A 13,784-nucleotide genomic window follows, 5' to 3' on the forward strand; every position below is an offset into this window, starting at 1 on the left:
CCGAGACCCGATGAACCACCTCCGGTGCTGTGCGCTCGCGCTGGCCGTCCTCGTGCTGCCGGCGCGGGCCGCGCAGGCGGACTGGACGAGCGTCACGCTGCCGTCCTCGGCGCGCCAGCTCGACGTTCGGGCGGCCGCCACCGGCCACCGCTACCGCGTCTTCGTCGCCGTTCCGCCGGGGCCGGTGCCAGAGGCCGGCCACCCGGTGCTGTACGTGCTCGACGGCAACGCGACCTTTCCGGTGGCGGCCTTCCTGGCCCGCAACGTCGCGGCGCGCCGCGCGGTGACCGGCCACGTGCCGCCGCTGGTGGTCGGCATCGGCTACCCGGGCGAGGACGACTTCGACGTGCCCGCGCGGCGGCGCGACTACACACCCGGCGCCGATCGCGCCGATGTCGAGGCCACCGAAGGCGCCGCCACGGCCTTCCTCGACTTCATCGAGCGCGAACTGAAGCCGATGATCGCGGCCCGGCACCGCGTCGACACGCGCCGCCAGGCGCTGTTCGGCCATTCGTTCGGCGGGCTGTTCGTGCTGCATGCGCTCGCCACGCGGCCCGCGGCGTTCAGCACCTACCTCGCGTCGAGCCCGTCGATCTGGTGGCGCGACCGGCAGGTGCTCGGCGGCCTGCCTGCGCTGTCGCGGCTCGAACCCGCCGCGCTGCCGCGTGTGCAGATCAGCGTCGGCGCGCTGGAAGACGATCCGCCCCAGGGCAACTACCCGCCCGACGTGCGCGCGATGATCGCCGGCCGGCGCATGATCGAACCGGCGCGCGAAGCGGTCGCGCGCCTGCGCGAGCTGCCGGGCTGGGCCGGGCGCGTCGCCTACCACGAGCTGGCCGGCGAGAACCACGGCAGCGTCTGGCTGCCGGCGCTGGCGCGCGGCATGCTGTTCTCCGTCGAACAGCCCTGACAGGGCGAAGAGTCAGCCGCCGCGCAGCTCGAAGCCCTCGAACATCGCGCCCAGCCGCCCCAACGTGCCGGCCGACGGCCAGCCCGGCGGCGCGACGGCGCGCAGCGCCCCGGCGGGCCGGGCGATCTGCACCGCGTAGCGCTTCACGCCGCGCCGCGCCAGCCCCTCGGCCAGACGCAGCAGCGCGGCCTCGTCGAACAGCGCCGGGTGCACGGTGCTGCGGGCTTCGTGCGCGATGTTCGCGTCGAGCACCGCGTCCAGGCCCTCGCGCGCCGCGGCGGCGCTGCCGGCCACGCCGGTGATGCGGTCGTGCAGCGTGTCGTCGTCCAGCGGCGCCTTGACGTCCAGGCCGATCCAGTCGGCGCGCGGCAGCACCTCGCGCAGCCGGCGCGGGTGGATGCCGCCGCTGTGCAGCCCGATCGCGAGGCCCAGCGCGCGCGCCTCGTCCATCGCCGCGCCGAGCGCCGGGTCGATGGTCGGCTCGCCGCCGCTGAAGACCACCGCGTCGAGCAGGCCGACGCGCCGTTGCAGCCACGCCAGCGTCTCGGCCCAGGCGGGGCCGGTGGCCGCGCCGCGCGCTTGCAGGTGCGGGTTGTGGCAGTAGCCGCAGCGCCACGGGCAGCCCTGCACGAACACCACGGCGCTGAGCTTGCCGGGGTAGTCGATGCTGGTGAACGGCGCGAGCCCGCCGACACGCAGCCCCGCCGCGCTCATTCGGCGCAGCGCGACTCCACGAAGTGCACGCGCTCCTGGAACTCGCCACGCTTGCCGACGTTGAACGAGGCCACCGGGCGGTGGTAGCCCATCACGCGGGTCCACACCTCGCAGCGCTGGCGTTCGTCGTCGCGCAGTTGCACGGCGGCGGCGGGCACGGGGGTTTCGAGCAGTTCGGTTGTCATCGGGGGTCTCCTCCTGGAAGCAAAAACGGTTCAGGCCAGTTCGCGCTGCCTGCGCGCCAGGATCTCGGCGTCGCACTTCGGGCAGAACTCGTGGTGGCCGGCCAGGTAGCCGTGCGTCGGGCAGATCGAGAAGGTCGGCGTCACGGTCACGTAGGGCAGCTTGAAGCGCGTCAGCGCGCGCCGCACCAGGTCGCGGCAGGCCTCGGCGCTGGACAGGCGCTCGCGCATGTACAGGTGCAGCACGGTGCCGCCGGTGTACTTGCGCTGCAGATCGTCCTGGCGCTCCAGCGCCTCGAACGGATCGTCGGTGAAGCCCACCGGGAGCTGCGACGAGTTGGTGTAGTACGGGTTGCCCGCCGTGCCGGCCTGCAGGATGCCGGGAAAGCGCTTGCGGTCTTCCTTGGCGAAGCGGTAGGTGGTGCCTTCGGCCGGCGTCGCCTCCAGGTTGTAGAGGTGGCCGCTGTCCTCCTGGAAGGCGACCATGCGCGCGCGCACGTGGTCGAGCAGCCGCGCCGCGAAGGCGTGGCCCCACGCGCTGGTGATGTCGTGCGCGTCGCGCGTGAAGTTGCGGATCATCTCGTTGATGCCGTTCACGCCCAGCGTCGAGAAGTGGTTGCGCAGCGTGCCGAGGTAGCGCCGGGTGTAGGGGAACAGGCCCTGGTCCATCAGGCGCTGGATCACCTTGCGCTTGATCTCCAGGCTCTGGCGGCCGAGTTCGAGCAGTTCGTCCAGCCGCGCCAGCAGCGCCGCCTCGTCGCCGGCGTGCAGGTGGCCCAGGCGCGCGCAGTTGATCGTCACCACGCCGAGCGAGCCGGTCTGCTCGGCCGAGCCGAACAGGCCGTTGCCGCGCTTGAGCAGCTCGCGCAGGTCGAGCTGCAGCCGGCAGCACATCGAGCGGATCTGGTTCGGCTTCAGCTCGGAGTTGATGAAGTTCTGGAAGTACGGCAGGCCGTAGCGCGCCGTCATCTCGAACAGCGCGCGCGCGTTCGGGCCGTCCCAGTCGAAGTCGGCGGTGATGTTGTAGGTCGGGATCGGGAAGGTGAAGACGCGGCCCTTCTCGTCGCCGGCGCACATCACGTCGATGTAGGCGCGGTTGATCAGGTCCATCTCGGCCTGCAGCTCGCCGTAGGCGAACGGCATCTCGCGCCCGGCGATCACCGGCACCTGCTCGCGCAGGTCTTCCGGGCACACCCAGTCGAAGGTCAGGTTGGTGAACGGCGTCTGCGTGCCCCAGCGCGAGGGCACGTTGAGGTTGTAGATCAGCTCCTGCATGCACTGGCGCACCTGCGCGTAGCCCAGGCCGTCCTGGCGCACGTAGGGCGCGAGGTAGGTGTCGAAGGAGCTGAAGGCCTGCGCGCCGGCCCACTCGTTCTGCATCGTGCCGAGGAAGTTGACGATCTGCCCGACCGCGCTCGACAGGTGCCGGGGCGGCCCCGCCTCCACCTTGCCCGGCACGCCGTTCAGCCCCTCGTGCAGCAGCGTGCGCAGCGACCAGCCGGCGCAGTAGCCGCTGAGCATGTCGAGGTCGTGGATGTGGATGTCGGCGGCGCGGTGCGCCTGGCCGATCTCGGGCGGGTAGACGTGGTCCAGCCAGTAGTTGGCCACCACCTTGCCCGACACGTTGAGGATCAGCCCGCCGAGCGAATAACCCTGGTTGGCGTTGGCGTTGACGCGCCAGTCGGTCTGCTGCAGGTACTCGTTCATCGACGCCTCGACGTCGACCAGGCTGCCGCGCGCGTCGCGCAGCTTGCGGTGCTGCTCGCGGTAGACGATGTAGGCGCGCAGCGTGGCGCGGTGGCCGGCGTCGAACAGCACCGCCTCGACGGCATCCTGGATGCGCTCGATGTGCGGCGTGGCCGAGCCGGCGGCGCGCAGGCGCGGCAGCACGCCGTCGCGCGTCAGCACCTCGGCGCGCTGCGCGCCGAACTCGCCGCTGGCGCGGCCGGCGCGCGCCAGCGCGCTCTCGATCTTGGTCCGGTCGAAGGGACGGACCGTGCCGTCGCGCTTGACCACTAGGGTCGGTTCCGTCGTCTCGCTGCGGTTCATTCGTGCTCCCGTCGTACCCCACATCTAGCGTTCGGGGAGATGGTAGACACTACCGGTAGCGTTCAGGGGCGCCGATGCCGGCTATCTGCGCCGAGCTTGCGCTGCATCAGACGTTCATCGCGCGGGGCCGCGCGCGCCGAAGACGGCGCGCAGCAGCGCGGCATCGGCAACCCGCACGCCGCCGCCGTCGAGATCGAAGCGCAGCAGCGTCTGCAAAGGCCCGGCGATGTCGGCGCTGTCGTAGCACATCCAGTCGAGCGCGCGCACCCGCACGCGCAGCGCCGGCGCGGGCGGGATCGACGCCAGGCGCTCGTGAACCTCCCGCAGCGGCCACGCGCCCGCGTACAGGCCCGCCGTGACGTGCGCGACGTAGGGCGTGGCATCGCTGCTCGGCGCCGCCCGCTGCAAGCTCGCGCGCAGCGGCGGCAGCGCGTCGCCCTGCACCGACAGGCAGGCGGCCGACGTGAAGCTGAAGGCGTCGCCGATGCGCAGCTCGAAAGGCGCGGCGCGCGAACGCGCCAGCGCGTCGAGCTGGGCTTCGAGCCGGCCCGCGCCGAAGTCGTCGTGCCGCGCCGGCGCCGCGACCGGAAAGCCGCACACCTGCACGGTGAGGTGCGGCTGGCGCCGGTAGCCCGCCAGCAGCAGGCCACCGAGCGCCTCGCGGACGCGGGCCAGGCGCGTGTCCACGTCGGCGTCGTCGAGCGCGATGGCCCACAGCGCGAAGCGCGGCCGGCCGAGGTGCCAGTCGGGAAAGTCGCGCGGCTCGCTGGCCAGCGTGAGCCCCTGCCCGGGCCTGCCGCTCACCGCGTGTCGCCCGCCAGCGGCAGCTCGACGCGCTGGCCGTGCCGCGGCGCGGCGGGCCATTGCGCGCTCGACGGCGGCGCGCCGCCATGGTCGCGCAGCCACAGCGCGGCGGACAGCCAGCCGCCGTGCGTCACGACGAGCCGCGCGTCGCCGGGGTCGAAACCGCGCACGCGCCGCAACAGCGCCGCGACGGTCTCGCCGCCGCCGGGCGCGGCTTGCGCGAAGTCGGCGCACCAGGCGTCGAATTCCTCGCGCGGCACGGCCGACCAGGGGCGGCCGTCCCAGTGCCCGAAATCGAGTTCGGCGAGCGCGGCGTCGATGTGATGCCGCCAGCCCCAGCGCGCCAGCCAGCGGCCCACGTCGCGGCTGCGGCGCAGCGCCGAGGTGACGACGATGCGCGGCAGCCCGTGGCGGCGCGCGAACGCGCGCAGGCGGTGCGCCTGGCGCTTGGCGCGCCGGGCGTCGACGCCCAGGTCGGTGCGGCCGACGCACAGGCCCTGCGCGCCGGCCACGCGCGGGTGCCGCCAGGCATGCAGCACGCCGGCCGTCAGCGCGCCCATGGCGCGGCAAAGACCAGCAGCACGGCCAGCTCGCCGAACTGCTCCGCGGCGCCCAGGGTGTCGCCGGTATAGCCGCCGAGACGGCGCCGCAGCCAGCCGCGCAGCACGAGCAGCAGCAGCGCCAGCACGCCAACGGCGGCCACGGCGGCCGGCCACGCGGCGGGTTGCACCGACGCCGCCAGCGCCAGCGCGAGCACGCCGCTGGCGACGGCCCAGGCGACATCGAAGCCAGTCACGTCGCGCACGGCGGCGCCGGCCTGCTGCGAGCCCTCGCGCGCATAGGGCAGCGAGGCCATCAGCGCCACCGCCAGCGCGCGCCCCGCCGCATGGCAGGCGACGAACGCGGCCGCCGCGGCCAGCGGCGCGCGCGCCAGCAGCTCGGCCAGCAGCAGCACGCGCAGCAGCAGGCCGAGAAGCAGCGCGGCGGCGCCGTAGCTGCCGATGCGCGAGTCCTTCATGATGGCCAGCGCCTTGTCGCGCGGCGCGGCGCCGAGCAGCGCGTCGAAGGTGTCGGCCAGCCCGTCCTCGTGAAAAGCGGCGGTGAGCCACACGGTGCCGGCCACCGCCAGCGCGGCGGCCACGGCGGGCGGCCACAGCGCGCCGGCCGCCAGCGCCAGCGCCGCGCCGAAGGCGCCCACCAGCGCGCCCACCAGCGGGAAGTGGCGCGCGGCGTGCCGCATCAGCGCCGGCTCGAAGGCGGCGCCAGCCGGCGCCGGCAGCCGGGTCAGGAACTGCACGGCCATGCAGACCAGCCGCCATTCGCGGCGCCAGCGCGCCGTCACGCCGCGCCCCCGCCGGCCCGGCTGACGCCCGCCGTCTCGAAGCTCGCCATCTCGGCCAGCACGCGGCAGGCCGATTCCAGCAGCGGCCAGGCCAGCGCCGCGCCCGAGCCTTCGCCGAGCCGCAGGTCGAGGTCGAGCAGTGCGCGCACGCCCAGGTGGCGCAGCCACGGCGCGTGCCCGGTCTCCTGCGAGCAGTGCGAGAACACGCAGTGCGCCAGGATGCCGGCTTGCAGCGCCGCGGCCACCGCGACGGCCGCGGTGGTGATGAAGCCGTCGACCACGATCACGCGCCCATCGGCGGCGGCCTGCTGAACCGCGCCCACCATCGCGGCGATCTCCAGCCCGCCCAGCGCGGCCAGCGCCTGCAAGGGCGCGTTCGCGCCGGCGTTGGCCGCCAGCGCCGCGTTCAGCACGGCGTGCTTGCGCGCCAGCCCGGCGTCGTCCAGACCGGTGCCGCGCCCGGCGCAGGCCGCGAGCGGCTCGCCGGTGAGCCGCGCCATCAGCAGCGCGGCGGCCGAGCTGTTGGCGATGCCCATCTCGCCGAGCAGCAGCGCGTTGCCCGGCAGCGCGGCCACCAGCCGCCGGCCCTGGACGATGGCGGCGCGGCACTGCGCCTCGCTCAGCGCCGGGCCCCGGCTCGAATCGGCCGAGCCGTGGCGCGCGCCGTCCACCTTCAGGCTGGCCAGCATCGGATGCGCGTCGAACTCGGCGGCCACGCCGCAGTCGGCCACCGTCAGCGCGAGGCCGTGCTGGCGCGCCAGCACCGAGACGGCGGCGCCGCCGGCCAGGAAGTTGAGCACCATCTGGCGCGTCACCTCGGCCGGGTAGGCCGACACGCCCCGCGCGGCGATGCCGTGGTCGGCGGCGAAGACCACGAGCTGCGGCTGGCGCAGCGCGGGCGCTTCGCTGCGCTGGATCAGCGCGAGCTGCAAGGCCAGCGCCTCCAGCCGGCCCAGCGCGCCGCGCGGCTTGGTCTTGGCGTCCAGCGCCGCCTGCACCCGGCCGCGCAGCGCCGCGTCGCCGAGCGGTGCGGGCGCGAGCGTGGGTTCGAAGTCGTCGTGCATGGCGCGCTCTCAGGCGGCGTCGAGCGCCAGGCTCACGCGCGGCCGGCCGGCGGCGTCGCTGTCGATGCGGATGGCGCCGCCGAAGACACGCACCAGCGCCGCCTGCACCGCCGGCTCGGACGGCGGGCCGTCGGCGCGCAGCGTGCCGGCGTCCAGCACCAGCAGCCGGTCGGCCTGCAAGGCGATCGGCAGGTCGTGCAGCACGCTGAGCACCGCGCGCGGCTGCGCGGCGTCGTGCGCCAGGCGGCGGAACAGCCGCGCCAGCGCCACCTGGTGCGGCGCGTCGAGGTGGGTGGTCGGCTCGTCGAGCAGCAGCAGCGGCGCGCCGGTGGCCAGCACGCGGGCCAGCAGCACACGCTGGCGCTCGCCGCCCGACAGCTCGTGCAGGCGGCGGTCGCGCCAGGGCAGGCACTCGGTCAGCGCCATCGCGTGGTCGACGGCGGCATGGTCCGCAGGGCCCGGCGTTCCGAGCAGGCCGAGCTGCGCGATGCGGCCGAGCTCGACCGTCTCGCGCACGCTCAGCTCGCCGGTGACTTCGCCCTGCTGCGCGAGCCAGGCGACATGGCGCGCGCGCGCCGCCGCCGGCATGCGGCTCAGATCAGCGCCCGGCGCACCGCGTTCGGCGGTGAGCAGCACCTGGCCGGCGGCCGGCGTCTGCAGGCCGGCCAGCGCACGCAGCAGCGTGGACTTGCCCGCCCCGTTGGGCCCGACCAGCGCCGTCCAGCCCGCGCCCACCTCGAAGCTCAGGCCTTGCAGCACCTCGCGGCGCCCCAGGCGCACGCGCAGCTCGACGGCGCGCAGCACGGTCATCACGAGCCCGTGCGCTGCTTCAGCAGCCAGATCAGGTAGCCGCCGCCCAGCACGGCCGTGACGACGCCGACCGGCAGCTCCTCCGGCGCGACCAGCGCGCGCGAGACCACGTCGGCCCACAGCAGCAGGGCCGCGCCCATGCCGGCGCTGGCCAGCAGCAGCCAGGCGTGCATGCCGGGCGCGTGGCGGCGCACCAGGTGCGGCGCCACCAGCCCGACGAAGGCCACCAGCCCGGCCTGCGAAACGGCCAGGGCCGTCGCCAGGCTCAGCAGCAGCACCAGCGCGAGGCGCGCGCGCGCCACGTCGAGGCCCAGGCTGGCCGCGCTGTCCTCGCCCAGCGTCAGCGCGTCCAGCGCGCGGGCGTAGCGCTGTGCCAGGAACGCCACCAGCACGAAGCCGGCGCTCATCAGCGCCAGCGCGTTCCAGCCCAGGAAGCTGGTGCTGCCGAGCAGGAACGCCTGCCGGCCGCGCAGCGACTCGGGCGACACGATGGTGATCAGCTCGCCGACCGCCCCCAGCAGCACGCCGACGACCACGCCGCCCAGCAGCAGGCGCAAGGTGTGCGCCGCGCCGCGCGCCAGCATCAGCGTCAGCGACACGCCGGCCAGCGCGCCGGTGAAGGCCGCGCCGACCAGGCCGACACGCTCGAGCCACGCCACCGCGCCCAGGCTGATGTGGTTGGCGCCGGCCAGCGCCGCGGCGGCCAGCACCAGCACCACGCCGAGCCCGGCGCCCGAGGCGCCGCCGAGCAGGTACGGATCGGCCAGCGGATTGCGGAACAGGCCCTGGGCCACCGCGCCCGCCAGGCCGAGCAGCGCGCCGACCAGCGCCGCGCCCAGCGTGCGCGGGGCGCGGATCTGGCCCAGCAGCAGCGCGGCGTCGCCGCTGGCCACGTCGGCCCACAAGGCACGAGGCGAGAAGCCCATCGGGCCGGTGGCCAGGCCGGCGGCCAGGCCGAGCGCGATGGCCAGCACGATCCAGCCGGCCAGCCGCCGGCGCGTTGCCGCGTCCGCGACGGCCCCGGCATCCGGCGCGACGGCCGAGGCGTCGCGGACGGCGTGGCTCACCGCGCCGTCTCCGAATTCAGGCGCACGAAGCAGTCGGCCAGCAGCCGGGCCGCCTCGCCCATGCGCGGGCCGGGCTGGATCAGCATCTCGTACTGCGGCGTCTCGAAGCCGCACAGGCGCTTGTCGCGCACCGCGGCCAGCGCGCCCCAGCCGGGCCGCGCCACCAGCCCGGCCTGCTCGCGCGCGACGCCCAGGATGACCTGCGGCCGCGCGCGCACGACGTACTCCGGATTGAGCTTGGGAAACGGCCCCAGCTCCGGCGGCACGATGTTCACCATGCCCAGGCGCGACAGCGTCTCGCCGATGAACGACTGCGCGCCGGCGGCATAGGGGCCGCCGGCGATCTCGAAGTACACACGCCGGCCGCGCATCGGCGCGGGCACACGCGCCGCCGCCGCGTCGACCTCGCGCATCAGGCGATCCCACTCCGCCGCGCCGGCCTGCGGCGTGCCGAGCAGGCGGGCGACGAGCTCGAGGCTGCGCCGCACGTCGGCGTAGCTGTCCGACTTCAGGCGCACGATCGTGAAGCCCAGCGCCTCGAGCCGCTCCATCGCGCGCGACGAGGTCGAGGCCAGGATCGCATCGGGCTTCAGCGCCGCGATGGCCTCGATCTGCGCATCCTCGAGGCCGCCCAGGCGCGGAAGCCCCGCCAGCTCCGCCGGCCAGTCGGAATAGCGGTCCACGCCCACCAGCCGCGGGCCCGCGCCCAGCACCCAGACCGTCGCGGTGAAGGACGGCAGCATCGTGACGATGCGGCGCGGCGGCGCGGCGAAGCGGTGCTCGGTGCCGGCGTCGTCGCGCACGACGACGGCCTGCGCCGCCGCCGCGGCGGCGAACACGACGAGCAGCGCGCCCGCCAGCGCATGCCGCGCCCGGCGCAGCCGGCGAGCCGGAAAAGTCATCGCGGCCCCTTCACCGGCCATTCGACGCCGGCCACCATCAGCGTCACGCGCGCGCAGCGTTCGGCCACCGCCTGGTGCAGCAGACCCAGCGCATCGACAACGGCTCGCACCTCCCGGGACACCGGCATCACCCCCCATCCGATCTCGTTGGAAACCATCACCACCGGCGAACGGCTCGGCCTGCAGGGCGTCGAGCAGTTCGTCGCGCTCCTGCGCCCAGTCCGGCGGCGGCTGGCCCGCGCCGCCGTCGGCCGGCGCCGCCGGCGGCATCAGGCATTGTGTCAGCCACAGGGTCAGGCAATCGACGACGACGAGGCGCTGCGGGTCCGACAACTCACGCAGCACGCGGCCCAGCCGCCGAGGCGCCTCCACCGTCCGCAGCGCGGGCAGGCGCGCGGCGCGATCGGCCCGGTGCCGCGCGATGCGCGCGCCCATCTCGTCGTCGCCGGTGAGTTCGGCCGGCAGCGCGGTGGCCACCAGCACGGCCGACCGGCCGCGCGCCCCGGCCAGCCAATGCGCGGCCCGGCCTTCGGCCGTGCGCGACTTGCCGCACTTGGCGCCGCCGAGGATCAGTTCGTGCGCTGGGGGGGTCATGGCCTACCTCAGCACCAAACCCTTCGCCCCCACCGAAAGCCGCGTGACATCGCCCTTGACGAATTGGCCCAGATAGCGGCGCGCGGCATCGCGCGTGCGCTGCGCCAGGGCGGCGTCCGGCCGGGACTTCAGCGCCATCTGCGTGCTCGCCATGAACATGCCGATGATGGCCAGTTGTTCGTAGGCCTCGCGCCTGTCACGCTCCGACAGCCTGGCGAAGCCGGGCACCGCCGCCACGGCGGTGCGCATCTGGTCGACCAGCGGGGCGAAGTGTTCGTCGGGGAAGTCCGCGCCATGCATGGCCATGACGCAGCCGGCAACGAATGCCGCGGCCGCGCCGCCCAGATCACCGGGAGGAATCGAGAACCGCTTCTCGATGTCGGCATAAGACCGCAGCAGCGATCGGAAGGTGGCTTCGGCCTGCGCGCGGCTGGCCGGCGGATAGCCCGCCGCCAACCTGGCCGGCATCGACACGGCGGACGACGGCGCGGTGACGAGCTTCGAGCGTTCCTCGGCGGGCCGCTCGGGCTGACTCTTCAACGCGATGTCGTACTGGATGGCCTGGTAGTACCACGACGAATCCAGGATGCCCAGGTTGCCCATGTCGTACATCGGCCCGTAGGCGCGCGCCAGCACGGGCAGGATCAGCAACAGCAGCCAGGCAAAACGACGCGGACCACGCATGGCACACACCTCCGGAAGAAGCCCTGGCGGGGCCGCTGGGATGCTACCTCGTTGATGATCGGGGCCATCTCACCTGCTTCGGCGACCTGGGCCTCGAAGTCGCGCGCGCGATGGCACGCGGCCAACGCCTCAAGCCCGCGTGTTCTTCGTCATTCGACGGTGACGCTCTTGGCCAGGTTGCGCGGCTTGTCCACGTCCGTCCCGCGCGCGCAGGCCGTGTGATACGCCAGCAACTGCAGCGGCACCACGTGCAGGATCGGCGAGAGCGCGCCGTAGTGCTCGGGCATGCGGATCACGTGGATGCCCTCGCCCGACTCGATGTGCGTGTCGCTGTCGGCGAACACGAACAGCTCGCCGCCGCGCGCGCGCACTTCCTGCATGTTGCTCTTGAGCTTGTCGACCAGCGCGTCGTTGGGCGCCACCGTCACCACCGGCATCGCGCTGGTCACCAGCGCCAGCGGGCCGTGCTTCAGTTCGCCGGCGGGGTAGGCCTCGGCGTGGATGTAGCTGATCTCCTTGAGCTTGAGCGCGCCTTCCAGCGCGATCGGGTAGTGCAGCCCGCGGCCGAGGAACAGCGCGTTCTCCTTGCGCGCGAAGGCCTCGCTCCAGGCCACCACCTGCGGCTCCAGCGCCAGCACCGCCTGCACCGCCACCGGCAGGTGGCGCAGATCCTTCAGGTGCTGGGCTTCCTGTTCGTCGCCGAGGTGGCCGCGCACCTGCGCCAGCGCCAGCGTCAGCAGGAACAGGCCGACGAGCTGCGTCGTGAAGGCCTTGGTCGAGGCCACGCCGATCTCGGCGCCGGCGCGCGTGATGTAGGCGAACTCGCACTCGCGCACCATCGCGCTGGTGCTGACGTTGCACACCGTCAGCGTGTGCTTCATGCCCATGCCGCGTGCGTGCTTCAGCGCGGCCAGCGTGTCGGCGGTCTCGCCGCTTTGCGAGATGGTCACGACGAGGGTGCGCGCATCGGGCACGCTGTCGCGGTAGCGGTACTCGCTGGCGATCTCCACGCTGGTGGGGATCTTCGCGATGCTCTCCAGCCAGTACTTCGCGGTCGAGCCGCTGTAGTAGCTGGTGCCGCAGGCGAGGATCAGCACCTTGTCGATCTCCTTGAAGACCTTGTACGCGCCGTCGCCGAACAGCTCGGGCGTGATGCCTTCCACCGCGTCGAGCGTGTCGGCGATGGCGCGCGGCTGCTCGAAGATCTCCTTCTGCATGTAGTGGCGGTACGGGCCCAGCTCGGCCGCGCCGGTGTGGGCCTGCACGGTGCGCACCTCGCGCGCCGCCGGCTTGAAGGCGCCGCTGGCGTCGGCGTGCGTGATCCAGGTCTTGCCGAGCTGCAGGTCGACGACGTCGCCTTCTTCCAGGTAGACGATCTGGTCGGTCACGCCGGCCAGCGCCATCGCGTCGCTGGCGAGGAAGTTCTCGCCGGCGCGCTCGCCGGTGCCGATGCCCAGCACCAGCGGCGAGCCTTCGCGCGCGCCGACCACGCGGTGCGGTTCGTCGCGGCAGAACACCGCGATCGCGTAGGCGCCGCGCAGATGCACCACGGCGCGCTGCACGGCGTCGAGCAGGTCGCCTTCGTACAGGCGGTCGACCAGGTGCGCGATCACCTCGGTGTCGGTCTGGCTGCTGAACTCGTAGCCCTTGGCCTTCAGCTCGGCGCGCAGCTCGTCGTGGTTCTCGATGATGCCGTTGTGCACGAGGGCGATGCGGCCCGCGCTGGCCTGCTTGGCGCTCGGGCCGTGCGAGAAGTGCGGGTGCGCGTTGTGCACCGCCGGCGCGCCGTGCGTGGCCCAGCGCGTGTGGGCGATGCCGGTGCCGCCCTGCACGTCTTCGGCCTTCACGTTGGCCTCCAGCTCGGCCACGCGCGAGGTGCTGCGCGCGCGCTTCAGCTCGCCGCCCTGGTGCACGGCCACGCCGCAGGAGTCGTAGCCGCGGTACTCGAGCCGGCGCAGGCCTTCGAGCAGCACGGGGACGATGTTCTTCGTGGAGACGGCGCCGACGATTCCGCACATGGTGTTGAGCTTCCGGGAAAAGGGAGGGAGGGATGACGGGGCCGAATCCTAGGCAAGCCCCTCAGTTGATTGATTGCAATCTTCGTTCATCAATGCAATATTTCGCCACCCCGCGAACCGGGTGAAGAATTTATTCATTGAGGATTGATTTGTGACTGAAATCACCGATCCGGTCGCCCTGGATGCCACCGACCTGCGCATCCTCGACCAGCTCCAGCGCGACGCCTCGCTCACCAACCAGGCGCTTGCCGCGGCGGTGCACACCTCGCCGGCCACCTGCCTGCGGCGCGTCAAGCGGCTGGTGGACGCGGGCGTGATCGAGCGCCAGGTGGTGCTGCTGTCTCCCGCCAGGCTGGGCGCGGGGCTGACGGCGATCGTCGAGGTCACGCTGGACCGCCAGGGCGCCGAGCACCTCGCCGCGTTCGAGGCGCGCGCGGTGGCCGACGAGGCGGTGCGCCAGTGCTACCGCGTCTCGCCGGGGCCCGACTTCCTGCTGATCCTGCAGGTGGCCGACATGCCGGCCTACCACGCGCTGGTGCAGCGCCTGTTCACGCAGGACGCCAACGTGCGCAACGTGAAGGCCTTCTTCAGCGTCTCGCGCGCGAAGTTCGAGCCGTCGATCGCGCTGCCGAGGGCCGGCTGAC

Annotated in this window: 13 protein-coding genes and 2 pseudogenes; 2 read left to right on the top strand and 13 right to left on the bottom strand. The window is 73.6% G+C overall.

Annotation, left to right across the window (positions count from 1 at the left end; translation table 11 throughout):
• The first annotated feature begins 10 nt into the window (after nucleotides 1–10).
• Nucleotides 11–910, top strand: a complete 900-nt coding sequence (locus QM792_RS17290; RefSeq protein ID WP_415151343.1) for an alpha/beta hydrolase — start codon at nucleotides 11–13, stop codon at nucleotides 908–910.
• A gap of 12 nt (nucleotides 911–922) precedes the next feature.
• Here the strand turns inward: QM792_RS17290 and QM792_RS17295 are convergent, their stop codons facing one another.
• The 13 genes and pseudogenes from QM792_RS17295 to glmS form a co-directional block, all read right to left on the bottom strand.
• A complete protein-coding gene (locus QM792_RS17295) occupies nucleotides 923–1,624 on the bottom strand; it encodes an anaerobic ribonucleoside-triphosphate reductase activating protein (RefSeq protein ID WP_415151344.1) in 702 nt (233 codons plus the stop codon).
• Nucleotides 1,621–3,879: pseudogene (locus QM792_RS17300) on the bottom strand (ribonucleoside triphosphate reductase). Before QM792_RS17300 ends, QM792_RS17295 begins: the two are co-directional and overlap by 4 nt.
• A gap of 90 nt (nucleotides 3,880–3,969) precedes the next feature.
• Nucleotides 3,970–4,659, bottom strand: coding sequence for a 2'-5' RNA ligase family protein (locus QM792_RS17305; RefSeq protein ID WP_415151345.1), 690 nt, complete (start codon nucleotides 4,657–4,659; stop codon nucleotides 3,970–3,972).
• The gene (locus tag QM792_RS17310; RefSeq protein WP_415151346.1) at nucleotides 4,656–5,219 is read right to left on the bottom strand and encodes a histidine phosphatase family protein; all 564 of its coding nucleotides are present in this window, start codon (nucleotides 5,217–5,219) and stop codon (nucleotides 4,656–4,658) included. Before QM792_RS17310 ends, QM792_RS17305 begins: the two co-directional genes overlap by 4 nt.
• Nucleotides 5,207–6,001, bottom strand: coding sequence for an adenosylcobinamide-GDP ribazoletransferase (gene cobS, locus QM792_RS17315; RefSeq protein ID WP_415151347.1), 795 nt, complete (start codon nucleotides 5,999–6,001; stop codon nucleotides 5,207–5,209). Before cobS ends, QM792_RS17310 begins: the two co-directional genes overlap by 13 nt.
• Entirely contained in the window at nucleotides 5,998–7,065 is a 1,068-nt protein-coding gene (cobT, locus tag QM792_RS17320) for a nicotinate-nucleotide--dimethylbenzimidazole phosphoribosyltransferase (RefSeq protein WP_415151348.1), read from the bottom strand. Before cobT ends, cobS begins: the two co-directional genes overlap by 4 nt.
• A 9-nt stretch (nucleotides 7,066–7,074) precedes the next feature.
• Complete coding sequence (locus QM792_RS17325) at nucleotides 7,075–7,875, bottom strand: ABC transporter ATP-binding protein (RefSeq protein WP_415151654.1); 801 nt, start codon at nucleotides 7,873–7,875, stop codon at nucleotides 7,075–7,077.
• On the bottom strand, nucleotides 7,875–8,942 hold the full coding sequence (locus QM792_RS17330; RefSeq protein WP_415151349.1) for a FecCD family ABC transporter permease: 1,068 nt from the start codon (nucleotides 8,940–8,942) through the stop codon (nucleotides 7,875–7,877). The genes QM792_RS17325 and QM792_RS17330 overlap by 1 nt, the downstream gene beginning before the upstream one ends.
• Nucleotides 8,939–9,865, bottom strand: a complete 927-nt coding sequence (locus tag QM792_RS17335) for an ABC transporter substrate-binding protein (protein ID WP_415151655.1) — start codon at nucleotides 9,863–9,865, stop codon at nucleotides 8,939–8,941. The genes QM792_RS17330 and QM792_RS17335 overlap by 4 nt, the downstream gene beginning before the upstream one ends.
• Complete coding sequence (locus QM792_RS17340) at nucleotides 9,841–10,002, bottom strand: bifunctional adenosylcobinamide kinase/adenosylcobinamide-phosphate guanylyltransferase (RefSeq protein WP_415151656.1); 162 nt, start codon at nucleotides 10,000–10,002, stop codon at nucleotides 9,841–9,843. Before QM792_RS17340 ends, QM792_RS17335 begins: the two co-directional genes overlap by 25 nt.
• Before the next feature lie 79 nt (nucleotides 10,003–10,081).
• Nucleotides 10,082–10,438: pseudogene (locus QM792_RS17345) on the bottom strand (bifunctional adenosylcobinamide kinase/adenosylcobinamide-phosphate guanylyltransferase); the annotation flags it as partial.
• A gap of 3 nt (nucleotides 10,439–10,441) precedes the next feature.
• Nucleotides 10,442–11,122: a DUF6683 family protein gene (locus QM792_RS17350; protein ID WP_415151350.1), complete on the bottom strand. Its 681-nt coding sequence runs from the start codon at nucleotides 11,120–11,122 to the stop codon at nucleotides 10,442–10,444.
• A gap of 149 nt (nucleotides 11,123–11,271) precedes the next feature.
• Entirely contained in the window at nucleotides 11,272–13,140 is a 1,869-nt protein-coding gene (glmS, locus tag QM792_RS17355) for a glutamine--fructose-6-phosphate transaminase (isomerizing) (RefSeq protein ID WP_415151351.1), read from the bottom strand.
• A gap of 151 nt (nucleotides 13,141–13,291) precedes the next feature.
• Between glmS and QM792_RS17360 the strand changes: the two genes are divergently transcribed.
• Entirely contained in the window at nucleotides 13,292–13,783 is a 492-nt protein-coding gene (locus QM792_RS17360; RefSeq protein WP_415151352.1) for an Lrp/AsnC family transcriptional regulator, read from the top strand.
• Nucleotide 13,784 lies beyond the last annotated feature (1 nt).

This window comes from Piscinibacter sp., from assembly GCF_047600445.1.
GTDB lineage: Bacteria > Pseudomonadota > Gammaproteobacteria > Burkholderiales > Burkholderiaceae_C > Piscinibacter.

What these genes read in the sequence shown, in the direction of transcription:
- glmS (WP_415151351.1), bottom strand. Translation starts at nt 13,140, where the DNA reads ATGTGCGGAATCGTCGGCGCCGTCTCCACGAAGAACATCGTCCCCGTG.
- QM792_RS17295 (WP_415151344.1), bottom strand. Translation starts at nt 1,624, where the DNA reads ATGAGCGCGGCGGGGCTGCGTGTCGGCGGGCTCGCGCCGTTCACCAGC.
- cobT (WP_415151348.1), bottom strand. Translation starts at nt 7,065, where the DNA reads ATGCACGACGACTTCGAACCCACGCTCGCGCCCGCACCGCTCGGCGAC.
- QM792_RS17290 (WP_415151343.1), top strand. Translation starts at nt 11, where the DNA reads ATGAACCACCTCCGGTGCTGTGCGCTCGCGCTGGCCGTCCTCGTGCTG.
- QM792_RS17325 (WP_415151654.1), bottom strand. Translation starts at nt 7,875, where the DNA reads ATGACCGTGCTGCGCGCCGTCGAGCTGCGCGTGCGCCTGGGGCGCCGC.
- QM792_RS17340 (WP_415151656.1), bottom strand. Translation starts at nt 10,002, where the DNA reads ATGGTTTCCAACGAGATCGGATGGGGGGTGATGCCGGTGTCCCGGGAG.
- QM792_RS17335 (WP_415151655.1), bottom strand. Translation starts at nt 9,865, where the DNA reads ATGGCCGGTGAAGGGGCCGCGATGACTTTTCCGGCTCGCCGGCTGCGC.
- QM792_RS17350 (WP_415151350.1), bottom strand. Translation starts at nt 11,122, where the DNA reads ATGCGTGGTCCGCGTCGTTTTGCCTGGCTGCTGTTGCTGATCCTGCCC.
- QM792_RS17310 (WP_415151346.1), bottom strand. Translation starts at nt 5,219, where the DNA reads ATGGGCGCGCTGACGGCCGGCGTGCTGCATGCCTGGCGGCACCCGCGC.